The organism is Actinoplanes sp. NPDC049598 (assembly GCF_040675435.1).
In the GTDB taxonomy this organism is placed as follows: Bacteria; Actinomycetota; Actinomycetes; order Mycobacteriales; family Micromonosporaceae; genus Actinoplanes.
The window spans coordinates 87,067-105,088 of sequence record NZ_JBFAOX010000003.1 but is presented as its reverse complement, the minus strand read 5'-3'; the positions used below and the strand labels follow the sequence as shown (position 1 = coordinate 105,088).

The 18,022-nt window shown below is 70.3% G+C and carries 20 protein-coding genes; 8 read left to right on the top strand and 12 right to left on the bottom strand.

Going from position 1 to position 18,022, the window contains the following annotated elements; all coding sequences use genetic code 11:
• The first annotated feature begins 76 nt into the window (after window positions 1–76).
• Complete coding sequence (locus AB0J66_RS09115) at window positions 77–628, top strand: TetR/AcrR family transcriptional regulator (RefSeq protein WP_364657632.1); 552 nt, start codon at window positions 77–79, stop codon at window positions 626–628.
• A 56-nt stretch (window positions 629–684) separates the two neighbouring features.
• Here the strand turns inward: AB0J66_RS09115 and AB0J66_RS09110 are convergent, their stop codons facing one another.
• The 3 genes from AB0J66_RS09110 to AB0J66_RS09100 all read right to left on the bottom strand — a co-directional run bounded on the left by AB0J66_RS09110 (window position 685) and on the right by AB0J66_RS09100 (window position 3,934).
• A complete protein-coding gene (locus tag AB0J66_RS09110) occupies window positions 685–1,749 on the bottom strand; it encodes a lamin tail domain-containing protein (protein ID WP_364657630.1) in 1,065 nt (354 codons plus the stop codon).
• Between the two features lie 64 nt (window positions 1,750–1,813).
• A complete protein-coding gene (locus tag AB0J66_RS09105; protein ID WP_364657627.1) occupies window positions 1,814–3,373 on the bottom strand; it encodes a signal peptidase I in 1,560 nt (519 codons plus the stop codon).
• Window positions 3,374–3,463: 90 nt separating this feature from the next.
• Window positions 3,464–3,934 carry a hypothetical protein gene (locus AB0J66_RS09100; protein WP_364657625.1) on the bottom strand — a complete coding sequence of 157 codons (471 nt, stop codon included), beginning with the start codon at window positions 3,932–3,934 and terminating at the stop codon, window positions 3,464–3,466.
• Window positions 3,935–4,317: 383 nt separating this feature from the next.
• Between AB0J66_RS09100 and AB0J66_RS09095 the strand changes: the two genes are divergently transcribed.
• Window positions 4,318–4,875 (top strand): pentapeptide repeat-containing protein, encoded by a 558-nt coding sequence (locus AB0J66_RS09095; protein WP_364657622.1) that lies wholly within the window; start codon window positions 4,318–4,320, stop codon window positions 4,873–4,875.
• Window positions 4,876–4,893: 18 nt separating this feature from the next.
• Window positions 4,894–6,129 carry a TerC family protein gene (locus AB0J66_RS09090; RefSeq protein ID WP_364657621.1) on the top strand — a complete coding sequence of 412 codons (1,236 nt, stop codon included), beginning with the start codon at window positions 4,894–4,896 and terminating at the stop codon, window positions 6,127–6,129.
• Window positions 6,130–6,166: 37 nt separating this feature from the next.
• On the opposite strand, the gene AB0J66_RS09085 is transcribed toward AB0J66_RS09090, so the two are convergent.
• Window positions 6,167–7,357: a translation initiation factor 2 gene (locus AB0J66_RS09085; RefSeq protein ID WP_364657618.1), complete on the bottom strand. Its 1,191-nt coding sequence runs from the start codon at window positions 7,355–7,357 to the stop codon at window positions 6,167–6,169.
• Window positions 7,358–7,629: 272 nt separating this feature from the next.
• Window positions 7,630–8,481 carry a fused MFS/spermidine synthase gene (locus AB0J66_RS09080; RefSeq protein WP_364657616.1) on the bottom strand — a complete coding sequence of 284 codons (852 nt, stop codon included), beginning with the start codon at window positions 8,479–8,481 and terminating at the stop codon, window positions 7,630–7,632.
• Between the two features lie 108 nt (window positions 8,482–8,589).
• On the opposite strand from AB0J66_RS09080, the gene AB0J66_RS09075 reads away from it, so the two are divergent.
• Complete coding sequence (locus AB0J66_RS09075; protein ID WP_364657613.1) at window positions 8,590–8,970, top strand: hypothetical protein; 381 nt, start codon at window positions 8,590–8,592, stop codon at window positions 8,968–8,970.
• Between the two features lie 7 nt (window positions 8,971–8,977).
• Here the strand turns inward: AB0J66_RS09075 and AB0J66_RS09070 are convergent, their stop codons facing one another.
• The 3 genes from AB0J66_RS09070 to malQ all read right to left on the bottom strand — a co-directional run bounded on the left by AB0J66_RS09070 (window position 8,978) and on the right by malQ (window position 11,326).
• A complete protein-coding gene (locus AB0J66_RS09070; RefSeq protein ID WP_364657610.1) occupies window positions 8,978–9,157 on the bottom strand; it encodes an antitoxin in 180 nt (59 codons plus the stop codon).
• Window positions 9,158–9,218: 61 nt separating this feature from the next.
• Window positions 9,219–9,398, bottom strand: a complete 180-nt coding sequence (locus AB0J66_RS09065) for an antitoxin (RefSeq protein ID WP_364657608.1) — start codon at window positions 9,396–9,398, stop codon at window positions 9,219–9,221.
• A complete protein-coding gene (gene malQ / locus AB0J66_RS09060; RefSeq protein WP_364657605.1) occupies window positions 9,395–11,326 on the bottom strand; it encodes a 4-alpha-glucanotransferase in 1,932 nt (643 codons plus the stop codon). The genes AB0J66_RS09065 and malQ overlap by 4 nt, the downstream gene beginning before the upstream one ends.
• A 105-nt stretch (window positions 11,327–11,431) precedes the next feature.
• On the opposite strand from malQ, the gene AB0J66_RS09055 reads away from it, so the two are divergent.
• Together AB0J66_RS09055 and AB0J66_RS09050 are read left to right on the top strand one after the other, a co-directional pair.
• Complete coding sequence (locus tag AB0J66_RS09055) at window positions 11,432–11,686, top strand: hypothetical protein (RefSeq protein ID WP_364657603.1); 255 nt, start codon at window positions 11,432–11,434, stop codon at window positions 11,684–11,686.
• A 54-nt stretch (window positions 11,687–11,740) separates the two neighbouring features.
• Window positions 11,741–12,982 carry a chitosanase gene (locus tag AB0J66_RS09050; RefSeq protein WP_364657600.1) on the top strand — a complete coding sequence of 414 codons (1,242 nt, stop codon included), beginning with the start codon at window positions 11,741–11,743 and terminating at the stop codon, window positions 12,980–12,982.
• On the opposite strand, the gene AB0J66_RS09045 is transcribed toward AB0J66_RS09050, so the two are convergent.
• Window positions 12,972–13,832, bottom strand: a complete 861-nt coding sequence (locus AB0J66_RS09045; protein WP_364657597.1) for a carbohydrate-binding protein — start codon at window positions 13,830–13,832, stop codon at window positions 12,972–12,974. The genes AB0J66_RS09050 and AB0J66_RS09045 overlap by 11 nt on opposite strands.
• Before the next feature lie 173 nt (window positions 13,833–14,005).
• On the bottom strand, window positions 14,006–14,410 hold the full coding sequence (locus AB0J66_RS09040; protein WP_364658657.1) for an ATP-binding protein: 405 nt from the start codon (window positions 14,408–14,410) through the stop codon (window positions 14,006–14,008).
• A gap of 77 nt (window positions 14,411–14,487) precedes the next feature.
• On the opposite strand from AB0J66_RS09040, the gene AB0J66_RS09035 reads away from it, so the two are divergent.
• On the top strand, window positions 14,488–15,621 hold the full coding sequence (locus AB0J66_RS09035) for a DUF5931 domain-containing protein (protein ID WP_364657594.1): 1,134 nt from the start codon (window positions 14,488–14,490) through the stop codon (window positions 15,619–15,621).
• Between the two features lie 25 nt (window positions 15,622–15,646).
• Window positions 15,647–16,288: a response regulator transcription factor gene (locus AB0J66_RS09030; RefSeq protein WP_364658654.1), complete on the top strand. Its 642-nt coding sequence runs from the start codon at window positions 15,647–15,649 to the stop codon at window positions 16,286–16,288.
• Here AB0J66_RS09030 and AB0J66_RS09025 read toward each other — a convergent pair.
• Together AB0J66_RS09025 and AB0J66_RS09020 are read right to left on the bottom strand one after the other, a co-directional pair.
• Window positions 16,279–16,836, bottom strand: a complete 558-nt coding sequence (locus tag AB0J66_RS09025) for a DUF5709 domain-containing protein (RefSeq protein ID WP_364657591.1) — start codon at window positions 16,834–16,836, stop codon at window positions 16,279–16,281. The genes AB0J66_RS09030 and AB0J66_RS09025 overlap by 10 nt on opposite strands.
• 9 nt (window positions 16,837–16,845) lie before the next feature.
• Window positions 16,846–17,625, bottom strand: a complete 780-nt coding sequence (locus tag AB0J66_RS09020) for an ATP-binding protein (RefSeq protein ID WP_364657588.1) — start codon at window positions 17,623–17,625, stop codon at window positions 16,846–16,848.
• Between the last annotated feature and the right edge of the window lie 397 nt (window positions 17,626–18,022).

The following is an 18,022-nucleotide window of genomic DNA, read 5'->3' as shown; positions in this document are numbered from 1 at the left end:
ATCGGTTTCCGATGGGCAAGGTCGTCGTGTGTGATGTAGGAAACCGATCGGTTTTTAGGCGAGGTACAGTGGCGCCATGACTGGGGAAGCCACGCGGGACAGGTTGCTCGACGCTGCGGCGGATCTCTTCTACCGCGAGGGCGTCGGCGTCGGGGTCGAGGCGCTCAGCCGGGCCGCCGGCGTGTCCAAGCGCTCCATGTACCAGCTGTTCGGCAGCAAGGACGAGATCCTCGCGGCCGGGCTCGAACGCGTCGGGCCGGCCTTCACCGCGTACCTCCTGCCGGAGGACGACGACGGTGAGACGCCCCGCGAGCGGATGTTGCACGTCTTCCGGCGGCTCGAAGAGACGGCGACCGAGCCGGGGTTTCAGGGCTGCCCGTTCGTCGCCGTCTCGGTCGAGGTCAAGAGCCCGGAGCATCCCGCGCGGCTGGTCGCCCGGCGCTACAAGGACATGCTGACCGCGTTCTTCCGCGAGGAGGCCGAGAAGGCCGGCGCCGCCGACCCGGCCAAGCTGGCCCGGCAGCTCACGATGACCTTCGACGGGGCCAGCGCCTGGGCCGTGATGCACGGCGAGGCGCCGGACGCGGTCGACATGGCGGCGGCGCTGATCGGCGCCGCCGGGGTCTGAGAACGCGAAAAGGCCCGGTTCCGTACGGAACCGGGCCCCTCAAGAAGCCGTACAGGTCAGCAGTTGGTCTCGCCCGTGCCGACGATCGCCCACTTGCAGGCGTCGATCGTCAGACCCGTGGGGGTACGCAGCTGGGCCGTGTCCCCGCCGTTGTTCCAGACGTAGCCGTTCTTGCCGGCGCGGCCCCAGAACCGGTGGGTCGCGGTGTTGGTGCCCTTGCCGGTCTGCACGAAGATCGAGGCGCCGGCGTTCAGGTAGATGTTGCCGTTGAACTTGTAGATGATGCTCTGCGCGTCCCGGACGTGCCAGCCGTTCAGGTTCACCCGGGTCTTGGTCTTGTTGGTGAGCTTGACCCACTCCGAGTTCAGGCTCGCGTTGGTGCCGGTGTCGGCGCCCGTCGAGTCGTACCGGATCTTGGTGAACTGCACCGAGCCGACACCGGGTCCGGTCGGCTTGGCCGCCGCCTTCACGGTGACCTTCAGCTCCTTGGAGTAGTTGCCCTGCAGGCCCTGGCTCGTGTCGCCGCCGACGTACGCCCGGAACGTCTGCACGCTGCCCGGAGCGAGCCCGCTGATCTTCGCGTCGAGGAAGGCGCCCTCGTCGTCGCTCGAACCCTTGCCGGTGGCGACGGTCTTCCAGGTGCCGTTCGACTGCTTCAGCTGGAACTGGTACGGCAGTTTGCCCTGCCCGGGAACGTTCCAGGCGGTCAGGTCGGCCCGGCCGGCGACCGTGGACGAGCCGTCGAGACCGACCTCCAGCTTCGAGTAGACGGTCACCTTGTTGGAGACGACGGTGCCCTGGTGCACCTCGAAGTAGAAGCCCGAGTCGATGTACCGGCTGAACTCGTACCGGCCCTGAGCGTCGGCCGTGGCCACGACCGGGCCCTCACCGGCGGTCCAGTCCTTGGCCGGCTGCATGTCGTTCCAGCCGATGGCGGTCTCGTACAGCTGCACCTGCGCGCCCGGGTCGGCCGTGCCCGACAGGGTGACGGGGTTGTAGCCGACGATGACCGAGGCGCTGGCCTTCAGAACGGGGGTGCCGGCCGCGGACGCCGGAGCCGCAACGGCCAACGCCGCGGCGATCCCGACGACGGCGGCCGTGGACGTAAGCCTGGAGATCATTTGCAGCAGTGTAGTGATCAATAGCCACTCCGGCATGGCCCGCCAGGACAATTACCGGCGACCGTCAGGTCACCGGCGACGAGGCCTTCCGACGATGATTCCCGGCCGTTGTGGGCCGATTTTGGTGCTCGATATCCAAAAGCTCCGGTTGACCGATGGGCACGCGATAGCGGTACGTGATTCCTTCGTCACGCACAACGAAGTCGTCCGAGTCCTCACGCCGCCACGTCAGGATCATCTGCCCATACTTTTCGGCCAGTTTGACCAGTGCCGGGAAGTTGTCGACGTTGACGACGGGCTTACCCGGAGGGCTGGGCATCGGCTCGACGTGGACGAGAAGCTGGGGGTATCGGCGCTCGATTTGTGCTCGTGTCCGCAGCGGCATGGCGCGCCGAGACAACAAGAACACAATGGCCGTTATCGCGCCCGCTGCGATCAACGAGAGAATTGCGTAGGACCGGGCTTGTGATGCCGTTAGACCAAGAATTCCGATTTCTCGCGGTACGACGGCCGTGCTCGCCGACCCGGAGCTGCTCGTCGTCAACTTTGAATTTCCGCTGAGCATCATCTGCATCGGGGTCACCTCGAAGGTGAGCGGCGCCGCGATGCTTCCGATGCCGGGAGAGACGACCCGTGCGGTGAGGGCGACGGAGACCGTACCGGTACTCGCCATGCCGATCGCCTTGGACGCGGCGTCGGCTCGTGCTACCAGGGACTTGAGGTCGAACTTCGCCGTCGCTTCATAGACCGAGTCGGTGAAGGCTCGCTTATCAACCAGCTGGAGGGTTGTGTGCCAGCCGGTGCCGTTGGTGAGCCGGGCGCTCAGGTCGAAGATGCCGGCAGGGCCCTTGTACGTGGTGAGCAGATCGACGTTGTCGGCCAGTCGGCGGAAGACGGGCTCGGGCGATGTGACGGTGGTGTCGTCATAGGCTGCCGACTTAGGCACTTTCGCCGAGTACGAGTAGGTGATTGATTGGCTGGGCGGAGCAGCGATCCGTCGATTTTCAACGATCGGCTTCATCCAGCCCAGGATGCCGAGAAGGAGTGCCAGGAGGGTCAGGGCGGCCGCGATGTATGAGGCTCCGCGCAGGAGCGGCGAAAGGCGATGCACTGCTTTGAGGACCGCCGCGGCGGTCTCCAGCGAGCCTCCCTGCCGCGACATCGCCTTCACCTTCTTCTTCCGGCGACCTCGCGGGATCTCCCGCCGGTTTCGCGCCGCGGCGGCTCCGCCGCTGATGACCAGAAAGCTGAGCGTCCCGAGCCCGCTGGGGCTGAGAAGGGGTTTCAACCAGATGCCGCCGTGGGGCACGTGCAGGGCGGCGCGGCCGATCATCTCCTCCGTGGTAGGGGTCGGAGTGTCGACCGACTGGTTGTTATCCCCTTTCAGAACGAATCCGGAGGAACCGTCGCCACCGATGATGCGGTGGAGCACGCGCTGCCCCGGACTGGATCCATGATAAGCGGCAATTTCCCCAACATGGTACGAATCGGCCTTCGTGACGAAGACTAGATCACCCTGGTAGTAGACCGGGTTCATGCTGATGCCTTCGGTAACCACGTAGGTCAATCGCTCAGTGATGACCGCCCAAGCACCGATGGCCGCCATCCCGAGGATGACGGCCACGACGGCGGTGCGAAGAGGCTTCTGGATCGGTGCTCCCGGGGATACGCGACTACAGGTAGCCTCGCACCCCGGATAGCCATGCGGAGCGGATTAGGAGACCGTGACCTCGAGGCTGCTGAGGTTGTTCTGATAACCAGCGGCCAGGTGGCCGGAGTCAGCGGTGATGCATGCGAGCGTTCCGGTGCCGACGCCACCCACAACGGTGATGGTCTTGGCGGTGCCGTCCCACGTCGAGGATCCGACGCCGGTGCCCGTGCAGACCCACTCGACCGCGGTGGTGAGCGTGCCCGGCGTTCCGACGGGCTTGAGCACGATGGTCTTGCTCGCCGCGCCGGTCAGAGTAAGGTTGAAACCGGTCAGCTGCTGCTTGGCGTCGTCCTGGAAGGTGTAGGTGACGGCGTCCAACGACGCGCCGTTCACGGCCTGGACGACCTTACCGCCGATCCACTGGTCAGCGCCGGTGCCGGTCCGGACCAGACCTGCGCCGGTCAGGGCGGTGGCACTGGCAGCGATGACACCAGCAGCGGCGACGCCGCCGACGACCTGAAGCATGTTCCGCATCTATTGACTCCCCTGGTTTCGGTTATCCGTGGCTTCCCGGTTTCGGTCCGGGGTGTCTGTCGTCAGCTGCTTGCTGTCTCGGACACAAGATGTTTCGACTGGGGGAGCGGCCCTCATGAAGAGGAAGGGGTTGCATCTCGGGTGCCGCTGACTCCGGGAAACGGGCGCGCGGGACTGTCTGCGACAGTTAGGGCCGTATGACTGATCGAGAGCTTCACGCCGACTGCGCCAACTGCGCGGGTCTCTGCTGCGTCGCGCCCGCGTTCGTCAAATCCTCAGACTTTGCCGTGACCAAAGCGGCCGGCCAAGCCTGTCTCAACCTCGCCGATGACTTCCGGTGCAAGATTCATGACCGGTTGGAGCCGAGCGGCTTTCACGGGTGTGTGGTCTTCGACTGTTTCGGGGCCGGGCAGCGGATCACGCAGGAGACCTTCGGCGGGCGGACGTGGCGGGACGACCCGGCGCTGTCCGGGCCGATGTTCGCCAGCCTGCCGGTGATGCGGCAGCTGCACGAGATCATGTGGTATCTGAGTGAGGCTCGGAAGCTGGACGAGGCTCGGCGCGTACATCTCAAGCTGGATCAGGCCCTGGCCGAGACCGATCGGCTGGCCGGCGGGACGCCGGCGGAACTGAGGAAGCTGGACCTCGACGCGCATCGGGGCCGGGTCAACCCGCTTCTGCGGAAGGCGAGCGAGCTGGCCCGGGGGCGTAACCGGCCCGATCACAGCGGGGCCGACCTGATCGGGCGGCGGCTGCGTAAGGCCGATCTGCGCGGGGCGAGCTTCCGGGGGGCGCTGCTGATCGGCGCCGATCTGCGGGAGGCCGATCTGCGCCGGGCCGATTTCACCGGGGCCGACCTGCGCGGTACGGATCTTCGGGGGGCCGATCTGACCGGCGTGCTCTTCCTCACCGCCTCGCAACGTCGCGCCGCGGTCACATAGTCGCCCTAGGATGTGCCCATGCAGGATGTGTCGGGTGTGGTGTGGGTGGCGACCGTGCTCGGCATCGTCGGGCTGTTGCTCTTCGACTTCTTCTTCCACGTGCGTAAGGCGCACATCCCGACGATCGGCGAGGCGGCCCGCTGGACGTCGATCTACGTGTCGATCGCGATCCTCTTCGGGCTCGGGGTGTGGGTCTTCGGCGGCAGCCAGATGGGCGCGGAGTACTTCGCCGGCTACGTGACCGAGGAGGCGCTGTCGGTCGACAACCTCTTCGTCTTCCTGTTGTTGCTGGGCAGTTTCAAGGTGCCCCGGGCCGACCAGCAGAAGGTGCTGCTCGTCGGCATCGTGGTGTCGCTGATCGCGCGGACCGGGTTCATCTTCCTGGGCTCGGCGCTGATCAACTCGTTCGCCTGGATCTTCTATCTGTTCGGCCTGATCCTGCTGATCACCTCGGGCAACCTGTTGCGGGAGCAGCGCGGCGAGCAGGAGGAGAAGCCGGACAACTTCGTGATCCGCATCGCCCGGCGGGTCCTGCGCACCTCCGACGAGTACGACGGCGACAAGCTGTTCACCGTCCAGGACGGCAAGCGGGTCCTGACGCCGATGGTGCTGGTCATGGTGGCCATCGGCGGCACCGACATCCTGTTCGCGCTCGACTCGATCCCGGCCATCTTCGGCCTGACCCAGAACGTGTACCTGGTCTTCACCGCGACCGCGTTCTCCCTGCTCGGCCTGCGCCAGCTGTACTTCCTGATCGACGGCCTGCTCGACCGGCTCGTCTACCTGTCGTACGGGCTGGCCGCGATCCTGGCCCTGATCGGGGTGAAGCTGATCCTGCACGCCATGCACGAGAACAACGTGCCGTTCATCAACGACGGCGAGTCGATCCACGTCGTGGAGATCTCGACCGCGCTGTCGCTGGCGCTGATCGTCTCGATCCTGCTGATCACCGTGGTGGCGTCGCTGCTGAGCCCCAAGGGCCGGGCCCAGACGTACGTGGCGGCGGCCCGCCGGCACGCGACGGAGTTCCTCGACATCGAGACCGACCCCGCCTACTGCGACGAGATCTTCCACAAGCTGCTCGTCGAGGAGGCCCGGCTCAAGGGGCTGCCCGAGAAGTACCGGGCCCGGATCCGCTCCGAGGACGAGCTGATGGAGCTGCTCCGGCGGGCCCACCGGCTGCACGACGAGCGCGTCGCCGCCGGAACGTGTTACGTCCCGGCGGCGACGCAGGCCGGCCCGGCCCGGAGCTGATCCGGGGGCCGGCTCGGCCCGGCGGGGCCCGGGTGACTCAGCCCTGGCGGTGGCTACCCGGGCTGGGCACGTCGCCGGTGTCCTGACGGGGGATCGAGCCGCGGCTGCGGGCCGCGTTGCCGGCGAAGCGGGCGGCCGTGCGGCGCACCGACTCGGCCCGCTCGGACGTGTCCCACCCGGCGCCCGAGGTCGGGCTGGGGGTCGGGGTGTCCCAGCCGGCGCCCGAGGTCGGGGCGGAGGCGCCACCGTACGGCGGCGGCTCGGGGGAGCGCGGCACCGGCCTCTCGAGGAAGGCCGACAGGTTGGTCTCGCCGGTCGGGCGGGTGCTGCTCGTCTCGGCCCCGCCGGCCACGAGGTCGGCCACCCGCGCGGCCAGGCTGGCGGCGCGGGAGTCGAGGTCGTCGCGGCCGCGCTGGTCGGTGTCGTCGGCCATCGCGGGGCGCCGGCCCTCGGCGGTCGACCGCCCACGGGCGACCGGCACCTGGGGCGGTGTCATGGGCACCGCGGGCGGCCGGGGCGCGGGGGCGGGCACGATCGGCGCCGCCGGGGCGGGGGACGCCGGGCGGATCACGGCCGCCGAGCCGGCCGCGGGCGGGCCGGAGACGACGGGCGGCGTGGACGCATAGCCGTACGAGGAGGAGCGCGCGGGCCGCGCGTAGGTGTCGGCCGCGGGCGGGGCGTAGGCGGCGGCGACCCAGGGGTTCTGCGGGGCCTGGGGCTCGGCCGCCAGCTGCTGCACCGACACCGCGCCGATCAACGTCACCGTCTGGCCGTCGCCGCCCTGGAAGTTGTTGAACTCCGGGCCGATGACCAGGCGCGACAGCATGCGGGTCTGCAGTACCGGGATGCCGAGCTCTCCGGCGTGCTCGACCCGGTAGCGGGCGATGGCCTGGCGCAGCGTGTTGGCCAGGCGGTCGGCGTCGCTGACGGCGGTCAGGTCGCCGCCGGCGAAGACCAGGGCCGGGAACGACCCGTGCGGCCCGGCGCAGACGAGCTGGATCTGGGTGACGGTGGCCGAGCGGCCGGCGTCGCGGTTGCCGGGCTGCACCCGCAGGTGCTGCGGCCAGGGCCAGCGCAGCTCGCCGGTGCTCTGGGTGACCGGGTCGCGGTAGACCACCCGCTCCTCGGTGACCACGACCTCGGTCTCCTCGGGCAGCGTCCAGCGCGGCATCGAGGCCGGCTCGTCGAACGCGTACTCGGCGACGGCGCACTGTCCGCTCCAGAGCACTCGCTCCGTTGCGCTCTGTATCGAGTCACGCAGTGACGATGAGGCGGGGGCCGCGCTTGTCGGCGCGGCGCCCGGCCCTGTATCTGCGGACGCGAAGTACTTGTCCGGCATGCGCGGCTATCCCCCCAGTCGTGCCGCGCCCCCACACGCGGCCGTAACCGATTACAGCGGGGCGCCGAGAGTCAAACAAGTGGGCAAGCGCGAATCACACCGGATTTCCTGACGAGTACACGACAGGCCGGAAAACCTTCAACCCTTTGGCCGGAAAGTGGTTACTTACGGTTACCGAAGAGGCCCGCTGGCGGAAGCGGTGACGCTACGGCGACACCGTCCGTCACGGCCGGCGCTCCACCGGTGAACCGGTCGAGGTCGGTCTCGACCCGGCCGGGGAACCAGTCGCCGGCCGCCCTTCGGGACAGTTCGGCGATCGGGGGCGGAGTCCGGCCGGCCAGCAGCACCAGATTGCCGAAGCGGCGGCCGCGCAGCACGGCCGCGTCGGCCACCAGGCACGCCTCGGGCAGCGCGGCCCGGATCGTGGCGACCTGGGCCTTGGCGTGGCGCAGGGGTGGGCCGTCGGCGATGTTCGCGATCAGCCAGCCGGCCGGGTCGAGCACGCGGGCCACCTCCCGCATGAACTCCAGCGAGGCGAGGTGGGCCGGCGTGCGGGCGCCGGCGAAGACGTCCAGCACGATCAGGTCGTACCCGCCGTCACGCATGCCCTCCAGGGCGGCCCGGGCGTCGGCGACCCGGACCCGGATGTTCGCCTTGGCCGGCAACGGCAGGACCCGGCGGACGAGCTCGACCAGCGGCCCGTCGATCTCGACCACCCGCTGGGCCGAGCCGGGCCGGGTGACCGCGAGGTAGCGGGGCAGGGTCAGCGCCCCGCCGCCGAGGTGCAGCGCGCGTAGCGGCTGACCGGGCGGGGCGATCAGGTCGATCGCCGCGGCCATCCGCCGGATGTACTCGAACTCGAGGTGGGCCGGGTCGGCCAGATCGACGTGTGACTGCGGTGCGCCGTCGAGCACCAGCGTGAAGGCGCTGTCGCGGTCGGGGTCCGGAATCACCTCGGCCACACCGGAGGCGACCGTCTCGACGATCCGCTCCGATTTTCTGCGCTGTGCCACGCAGCAAGTATCCCGATCGGGTCAGCCATTCCGAAATCACGCCCAAAAGCGCCCTTTTATGGCCAGACTTCTCGGCGTCGTCTCTCTTTTTCTGTACGGAGGTGAGCCGTGTCGACTAGCAATGTGCTGGCGCAGATCATCGGCGAGCAAGCGCGCCGCCCCGCGGGCCCGCCCCCGGCCGGCTCCATGCCCGCCATCCTCGCCGCGGCCCAGGAGGAAGCCGGCCCACCGCTGAAGATCCGGCGGTACCCGTCGGACGAGGGGCCCGCGTTCTGGCGCTGGGACTGCGGCAACTGCGGCGAGTACGGCGGCGGGCGGCACCACAGCGACGCGGTGACCCGGGCCATGCGGCATTGTGCCGAGCACCCGGAGCACCGCTCGTCGCTGCTGCCGCCGCTGTTGTGCCGGCAGCGGGACAATTTCGTCCCGCTGCACCCGATGCTGCACGCGGTCGACGACGATCCGCCGCCTCCGCCGCTGGCGGTCTGAGGCTCGCTCAGCCGTTGGTGTCGCCGTCGCCGGTGCGCTTCTGCGCCTCGTCCACGCCCTTGTCGATCTGGGACGAGTACTTGTCACCGGTGCGGCTGTCGACCTGGTCGCCGGCCTTCTCGAGGCCCTGGTCGACCTGCTTGTCGTGGTCGTCCGCGAAGTCCTTGGCCTTGTCCAGGAAGCTCATCGCCTTCTCCTTCTTGCTCGGGGAACGTCTTAGTGCTTCCCGAGCAAGAAGGAGGGAAACGTCAGGGACGGGTGTCGCCGTCGCCGGTGCGCTTCTGGGCCTCGTTGACGCCCTTGTCGATCTGCGACGAGTACTTGCCCTTGGTGCGCTTGTCGACCTGCTCGCCGACCTTCTCGAGGGCCTGGTCGACCTGCTTGTCGTGCTTGTCGAGGAAGTCCTTGGCCTTGTTCAGGAAACTCATCGGCTTGCCTTTCTCTCTCCGAGGATCCGTGCGATCGCGGCGACCCGCGGGTCCTCGGCTATTTTCTCCAGCCCCGTCTTGAGCGGCATCCGCCAGTTCGGGTACTCGTCCATCGTGCCGGGCAGGTTCGGCTGGTCGAGCTCGCCCAGCACGTCGTAGAGCGAGGCCGTCACGAACCGGCACGGCGTCCGGGCCAGGAACTCGTGCATGGCCACGACGACCTCGTCGTCGGTGCTGTCCGCGGTGATCAGACCCTCGGCCCGCAGCGCGGCCAGCAGCTGGCCGCGGTCCTTGTCGGCGTTCTTCCGCTCCTGCTCGACCGGCCCGGCCAGCTGGCCCAGCTCGGCCCGCACCTTCACCTGTTCGCCGGCCAGGAAACCGGCCGCGGTGGGCAGGTCGTGGGTCGAGATGGAGGCCAGGGCGTTGCGCGGGTACTTCGCGGCGGGCAGGTAACCGCCGTCCGGATCGTCGTCGTCGCGGGTGAACCACAGCACGGCCGAGCCGAGCATGTTCATCCGCTCCAGGCCCTCGGTGACCTCGGGCAGCACGGTTCCCAGGTCCTCGCCGATCACCACGGCGCCGGCCCGCTGGGCCTCCAGGGCCAGGATGCCCAGCATCGCGGCCGGGTCGTAGTGCACGTACGTGCCGCCGTCGGCCCCCATGCCCGGCGGCACCCACCAGAGCCGCCAGAGCCCGGCCACGTGGTCGACCCGCAGCCCACCGGCGTACCGGAAGATCCGCCGCAGCATGTCCCGGTAGGCCGCGTAGCCGGTCTCGATGAGCCGGTCGGGCCGCCAGGCGGCCAGGCCCCAGTCCTGGCCGAGCTGGTTGAACGCGTCCGGCGGGGCCCCCGCGTGGACACCGGCCGCGAGCACGTCCTGCAGCAGCCAGCCGTCGGCCCCGCTCGGGTCGATGCCGACCGCGAGGTCGTGCACCACCCCGGCCGGCATGCCCCGGCGCCGGGCCTCGTCGTTGGCCGCCTCCAGCTGCGCCAGCAGCAGCCGTTGGAGCCAGGCGTGGAAGGCGATCCGGTCGCTCTCGAAGGCCTTCACGGCGGGCGCGTCCGGCCGCTGGTACTCCGACGGCCAGGCCTGCCAGTTCGGGCCGTGCACCTCGGCCAGGGCGCAGAACCGGGCGAAGTCGATCAGGCCCTCGTCGGGCTCGTCCACCTTGTCGGCCAGCGGCCAGAGCAGCTCCAGGGCGGCCCGCTTGGCCGTCCAGACGGCGCTGTAGTCGATCAGATCGGTCGTCTCCGGCCGCAGCGCGTCGATCCGCTCGCGCAGCGCGGGCTCGGCCCGCTGGTACTCCGGGATGTCCTCGATGCGCAGGTAGAGCGGGTTGACGAAGCGGCGGCTGGACGGCGAGTACGGCGAGGCCGGCACCGGCAGCGTCGGGGTGATCGCGTGCAGCGGGTTGAGCAGCACCAGACCCGGCGAGCCGGAGACGCCGAGGAACTCCCGCAGGTCGCCCAGGTCGCCCATGCCCCACGAACGGGCCGAGTGCAGCGCGTACAGCTGCAGCATCCAGCCCCAGGTCTGCGGCGGCTCGGGCAGCTCGGTCGGCACCACGACCAGCGTGACGGTCTGCCCGCCGACGGCCAGTCGATGCCAGCCCAGGGGCAGATCGGCCGGCACCTCGCGCACGTCGCGGGTGGCGCCGTCCTCGAGCTCGATCGTGGCCGGGCCGGGCAGCTCGCGGCCCTCGCCCTCCCGGACGACCACGGTGCCGGGCATCCGGCCGAGCCGGTCGCGCTCGCGCACCGCGGCGAGCCCGGCGCTGATCGCGGCCGGTGTGGTGGCGTCCACCCCCAGCAGGCCGAGCACCCCGACGACGGATTCGGCGGAGACGTCCTTGCGCTCGCGGTGCCAGTCCTCGTACCAGGTGGCCACCCCGTGAGCCGTCGCCAATGCCGCCAGGTCGGCGTCCATCCGCACCCCTTTCAGTTCGGTCCTGCTGGTCATACCCTGCCGGATCGGGCGTAGTCCGTCTCCCGCTGTCCCACCTTCTTGCGGATGTGAGTCAAGATGGGTGGCATGTCTGCTGTGGTGAAGTGGTGGTCCCGGATGGCCGCGGCGGTGACCGGCGCGGTGCTGACGCTGGTCGTGCCGGTGCACGCGTGGGCGGCGAGCAACGGGGTGGCCGATCTCGCCATCGAGGCGGCCAAGGCCCGGCGCGGTCGTCGTGGCTTCGGATTCTTCGGCATCTTCGGCGCCCTGTGCTGCCTTTTCGTGGTCGCGGCGATCGTTCTGGTGATTGTTCTGGTGTCCCGGAACCGCAAGCGGAAGTAGTCGTTTTTGGCCGAACCCCAGGGATCATGACGAATCCCGGCCTAGCGTTGAAGGATGCGTTTCCGAGCAGGATCGATCAGATCGGTGGCGCTGGGCTCAGGGGTGGCGGTGGTCGCCTGCGTCCCGTTGGCCATCTCCGTCACGGCCGGCGCCGACAACAACGTGCTCATCTCCCGTGGCCGCCCCGCCACCGCCTCGTCGGTGGAACGGGGCGCGACCGCGGGCCAGGCGACGGACACGAGCACGGTCACGCGGTGGGCCAGCGCCAACGGCCCGGGTAGCCAGTGGCTGCGGATCGACCTCGGCGCGGTCAAGCGGATCGAGCGGGTCTCGCTGCGCTGGGCCGCCACGTACGCCAAGACCTACCGTGTGCAGACGTCGACCGACGGCGCGAACTGGACGTCGGTCTACGCGACGGTGGCCGGCAACGGCGGCACGGACGATTTGAAGCGCCTCAACGGCGTGGGGCGGTTCGTCCGGGTGCTGGCGACGCAGCGGGCGGTGCGGTCCGGCGGCTACTCGCTCGGCGACGTCCGGGTCTACGGGCCGGCGTCGAAGGTGCTGCCGGCGGCCGCCCCGCCGACCGGCTCGCTCGCCTCCGGGCTGGAGGACGGCCGGAAGAAGGAGGCCGCGCTGCAGCTGGTCTCGAGCGCCGAGAACTCGACCGTGAGCTGGCGCAACTCGTTCGCCTACATCGAGGACATCGACGACGGCCGGGGGTACACGGCGGGCATCGTGGGCTTCTGCTCGGGCACGTCCGACATGCTCGAGGTGGTCCGCGAGTACACCAGGCGCAAGCCGGTCAATGTGCTCGCCCGCTACCTGCCGGCGCTGCGCACGGTGGACGGCTCCGACTCGCACGCGGGTCTCGACCCGGGGTTCCCGGCGGCCTGGCGCACGGCGGCCAAGGACCCGATCTTCCAGAAGGTCCAGGAGGACGCCCGCGACTGGATGTACTTCAACCCGTCGGTCCGCATGGCCCGCCTCGACGGTCTACGGGCGCTGGGGCAGTTCGCGTACTTCGACGCTGCCGTCATGCACGGGGTGTCCGGGCTGCAGGGCATCCGGGCGGCCGCGATGCGTACGGTCAAGACCCCGGCCCAGGGCGGCGACGAGCTGGCCTATCTCAACGCATTCCTCAATGCCCGCGTCGCGGAGATGCGCTCCGAGCAGGCGCACAGCGACACGACCCGGATCGATACCGCCCAGCGCCGGTTCCTCGGCCGTAGCAACCTCGACCTGACGGCCCCGCTGAGCTGGAGCGTCTACGGCGACACCTATCAGATCAGCCGCTGACCTTCTGGAACAGGTTGGGCAGGGCCGTCGGCTCCCAGCCGGGCAGGGAGGTGTGCGCCTCCTTGACCCGGTAGGTGGCGCCGCCGTACGTCACCAGGTCACCGGCCTTGTAATCGGTGAACGTCTTCCATGCCGGCGCGGCCGGCGGCTTGCTGGTGGGCGCCTTGCTGGTGGGCGCCTTGCTGGTGGGCGCCGAACTGGCCGGGGCCGAGCTCGGAGGCGCCGAACTGGTCGGAGCGGCGCTCGGCGGCTCGGAAGTGGCGGAGACGGACGGCGTCGGCACGGGCTTCGAGCCGGCTGTCACCGTCACGAAGTCGACGACCATCCGGCCGGGGCGGCGGCCGTCGGTGGCCAGGTTGAGCACCAGCGCGATGGGCAGGCCGGGCTCGTCCGGCACGAGCCGCAGGGCCGGCTTGCCGTCCACGGACCAGACGATCGCCTCCGGCGACCAGTCGATGACGTACGTGTGGAAGTCGTCGCCCGAGGTCGGATCCGCGTCTTCGTCGAGGGTCTCGAGCGTGCCGCGCAGCACCCGGCCGTACTTGTCGACCACGCCGAAGGCCCGCCACGGGCCGCTCTCGCGGTCCACCTTGATCCGCGCCTCGGCGTGCCCGAACGGCTGGGCGAAGGCCTTGCGGGTGCTCATCAGGCGGTCGACGACGAGCTGACCGTCGCGCTGGCGGCCGTTCTCCCGGTCATCGCCGTCGATCAGCCACTTCGCGGCGTCGAGCCGGTGGCCGTCGAAGTTGTCGGAGAAGCTGGAGCGCCGTTCCGAGGCGTCGGCCACGTCGTTGCGGCCGGGCAGGTAGATCGCCGCCGCGAGCCCGACGCCGGCCACCGCGAGGGCCACGACCGCGCGCGGACGGATCGGCCATCTCGACGTGTCAGTACGGTGACGTGCCCCCACCACTAACCCCCGGTCCAACCGCCCCGCCGCCGCCCTTGAGCGGACTGAAGGCCCTCCATAACAGCGAGCACGACATTAAACGTGAGTAGGGCTCACGCAAGCTCAGGGGGCGCGGTTTAAGGTTCTCTTAAGGATGATCGGCTGGATATCCGGACAGTCGTACCGCCCCGGCCGGTCCGGAGATCGAAAGTGTCCGTCAGCTCCTCGGCCAGCCACAGGCCCCATCCGCCGGGCTGATCGGCCGCGGGGCGTACGGCCGGCTCCGCCCGATGGGCCGACAGGCCCCCGCCGGTGTCACTCACCTCGCACACGACCGAGCCGTCGGCATGCCACACGGCGACCCGGCCCAGACCGCCGCCGTGCCGGACCGCGTTGGTGAGCAGCTCGTTGACCGCCACCACGAAGTCGTCCAGGCGGTCGCCGCGCAGACCGGCCTCGGCGGCGCAGGACGCGACGGCGTGCCGCAGCGCGGTGATCGAGCTGTGGTCGAAGGTTTCGGAGAGCAGAATCTCGGTGCTGATCCTTCGACGTTAGGCCACGCCCGATCTTCCCGCATCGCCGCCTGCCGGTCACCGGTGTCATATGGGAGGGTCGGCGCATGCCGGACGGACGCACGAGCGGGTTCGCGGCCCCCCTGTGGCGGGCCATCGCGGTCTACCGGATCGCCGCCCTGACGTACGCGACGATCCTGGTGATCAGCAACGTGGGCGACTACCGGCGGCCGGTGCTGGCCTGGCCGGTGCTGGCCGTGATGGCGGCGTGGACCGTCGTCACCACCTACGCGTACGCCGACCCGGCCCGCCGCCGTCCACCGCTGCTGGCCACCGACCTGGTGATCACCATGGCCGCGCTGGCCGCCAGCATCGTGGTCGTCGGCCGCGGCGGGCTCGAGGCCGGCCTGCCCACGCTGGCCGTCGCCTGGCACGTCGCACCCGTGCTGTGCTGGGCGGTCGCCGGTGGGCGCCGGGCCGGCATCGCGGCCGCCCTCGCCATGGGGGCCACCGACCTGATCGTGCGGGCCCACTACGACCAGGCGGCGCTGACCGGCGCGGTGCTGATGCTGCTGGCCGCGATCGCGGTCGGCTACCTGGTCCGGATCGCCGAGGTGGCCCAGGAACGGCTCGAACGGGCGGTCGAGCTGGAGGCGGCCACCCGTGAGCGGGAGCGGCTGGCCCGGGAGGTGCACGACTCCGTGCTGCAAGTGCTCGCCCTGGTCAAGCGGCGCGGCGTGGGCCTCGACGGGGAGGCCGGTGAGCTGGCCCGGCTGGCCGGGGAGCAGGAGACGGCGCTGCGCAGCCTGATGGCGGGCCGGGCGCTGAGCGACCCGCAGGGGGAGGACCTCGACCTGATGGCGCTGCTGGAGGCGTACGCCTCGCCCGTCGTGACGATCTCCGGACCGGCCGGGCCCGTCCGGCTGCCGGCGGCCACGGCGCGCGAACTGCGGCTGGCCGTGGCGGCGGCGCTGGACAACGTGGCCAAGCACTGTGCCCCCGGCACCAAGGCGTACGTCTTCGTGGAGGACGAGCCGGGCGAGGTCGTCGTCAGCGTCCGCGACGACGGCTGCGGCATCGCCCCCGACCGGTTGGCCCAGGCGCAGGCGCAGGGGCGGCTCGGGGTGGCCCAGTCGATCCGGGGCCGGGTGGAGGACCTGGGCGGCCGGGTCGAGATCGGCTCGGCGGCCCGTCAGGGAACCGAGGTGGAGATGGCCGTGCCACGGGCCCCGATATCGTGAGCCGGTGAGCGCTGCGATCCGGGTGATGGTGGTCGACGACCACCCGATGTGGCGCGAAGGCGTCAGCCGTGACCTGACCACCGCCGGCTACGACGTGGTGGCGGCGAGCGGGGAGGGGCGTCAGGCGGTACGCATCGCCGCCGCGGCCCGCCCCGACGTCGTCGTGCTCGACCTGCAGCTGCCGGACATCTCCGGCGTCGAGGTCATCAACGGCCTGCTGGGTGCGGTCCCGGGCGTACGGATCCTCATGCTCTCGGCCAGCGGCGAGCAGCAGGACGTGCTCGACGCGATGAAGGCCGGCGCCACCGGATATCTGCTCAAGTCGGCCGGCCTGCAAGAGTTCCTCGACGCGGTGAGCCGCACGGCGGCCGGCGACACCGTCTTCACTCCCGGCCTGGCCGGGCTGGTGCTCGGCGAGTTCCGCCGGCTCGCGGTCAGCGGCGAGCCGGCCGGCCCAGGAGAGGGCGCGCCGAAGCTCACCGAGCGCGAGACCGAGGTGCTGCGCCTGGTGGCGAAGGGCCTGTCGTACCGGCAGATCGCCGAGCGGCTGGTGCTGAGCCACCGCACGGTGCAGAACCACGTCCAGAACACGCTCGGCAAGCTCCAGCTGCACAACCGCGTGGAGCTCACCCGTTACGTGATCGAGCAGGGCCTCGATCAGTCGTAGTCGGGGGCGTTGGTCTCGTGCATGGCCAGCTCCTCGGCCGACGCGCCACCGCCCGAGGCGCCCGCGTCGTAGGCCACGCTGTCGGTCTCGTTGTCGAAGCCGTAGCCCTCGTCCGGGGCGACCAGGCGGCCGACCGGCTGCGGGTCGTCGTCGTCGAGCTGACCGTCGTCGTAGAGCGACACCTGCGACTTCGGGTCCGAGGTCGGGCTCGCGCCCCACACGTCGGCGTCGAAGTCACGCTGCTCGGAGCTGTCCACGGTCTCGTCGACCGGGTCGCGGCGCTGCGGGATGGCCTCCTCGGCGCCGAAGTCCGGCTCCTCCTGGCTCAGCCGGTAGTCGAGGGACTCGCCCTCGCGCTGCTCCTCCGCGGTGTCGCCGAAGCGGTTGGAGCCGCCCGGGCCGACACCCGCCAGCGCGGCCGGGTCGGCGCCGTCGGCCCAGCGGCCGCTCTCGACCTCGTCGTACGCGGTCGAATCGTCATCCGCGGTGTCCGGCAGGCCCGAAGCCTCCGGGTCGGACACCTCGGCGGGGTAGTCGTTGTCTCGCATGAGCGCAATCTACCCGCGTGCGGGGTCCGTCATGCTCGCGCCGTTCGGTTTCCGCGGCGTGGCCTTGGCCGCTTCCTCATCACTGAGCAGCGCCCACACGACCTTGCCGGCATCCAGCTGAAGACTGCCCCACCGGCTCGACACCGAATCGATCAAAAGCATTCCCCGCCCGCCGTACGCGGTGACGGGCACCGGGGCGCCGTCGAAGCTCGGAATATGAGCGGAACGATCGCGCACCGCCACACTCATTCCCTCGCTGTGCGTGGCCAGCAGCACGTTCATCGGCGTACGGGCGTGCGCCACCACGTTGTTGACCATCTCGGTGACCACGATGCACGCCGGCCCCGCCAGCTCCGGGCACTCCCAGCGCCCACATGACTCGGTGATCAGCTCCCGCGAGCGCCGGGCCGCCCCCGGGGCCGGCTCCAGCTCCAGGCTCACCCGGTGACCGTGATCGGGCTCGCCCAGCGCGGCGAACGCCTGCGCGCTGTCCGGCCAGACCGGCCAGCCGGCGTCCTGCCAGGCCGCGGCCTCGGAGGCGGAGAGCACCAGATGGGCGCTGGGCCAGTCGGCGGTCTCCCGGCGCAGCTCACGCAGCATGCCGGTGGCCTTCGGCCCCTCCGCCCGCAGCCCCGCCACATCGACGACGACCGCCTCCGGCTGCTCGGCCAGCAGGTCGAGAATCAGGGACCGGACGGTGGGAGCGCTCCCGGCGTCCAGCACCCCGGACAGTTGGACCAGGGGGTAAGCCTGCCCCCGGTCCACAAGGTGCCGCACCTCGCTCGCCATGATCGCTCCATTGTGCCTAACGCAAGCCCGTTTCGCATTTCAGCGCCACCCCGACCCAAGATCCGCCGGCCGGCCACCCCACAAGCCAGGTCAATCGGGACATAAGCCCCGCCGGGTCGATCTGAGCTTTTTACCCGCGCCGCGCTGTCTCATGCACAGCCACCTCACAGACCCTGCCTACCCACCTCGGCCCACCTCGGCCCGCATCGGCCCACGCTGGCCCACCCGGCCAACCCCGACGTGCCACCGCCGTGACCTCCCGCGGCAACCGTTGGCTCCCTATGGCGACCGTTGGCGGGTCCTAGCGGTGACCAGTGGCGTCCCGCGGGAACCGGCAATACCTCTGCGTGGGGACTAGCGGTACCTCTGCGCGGCGAGCAGCGGTACCTCCACGGGC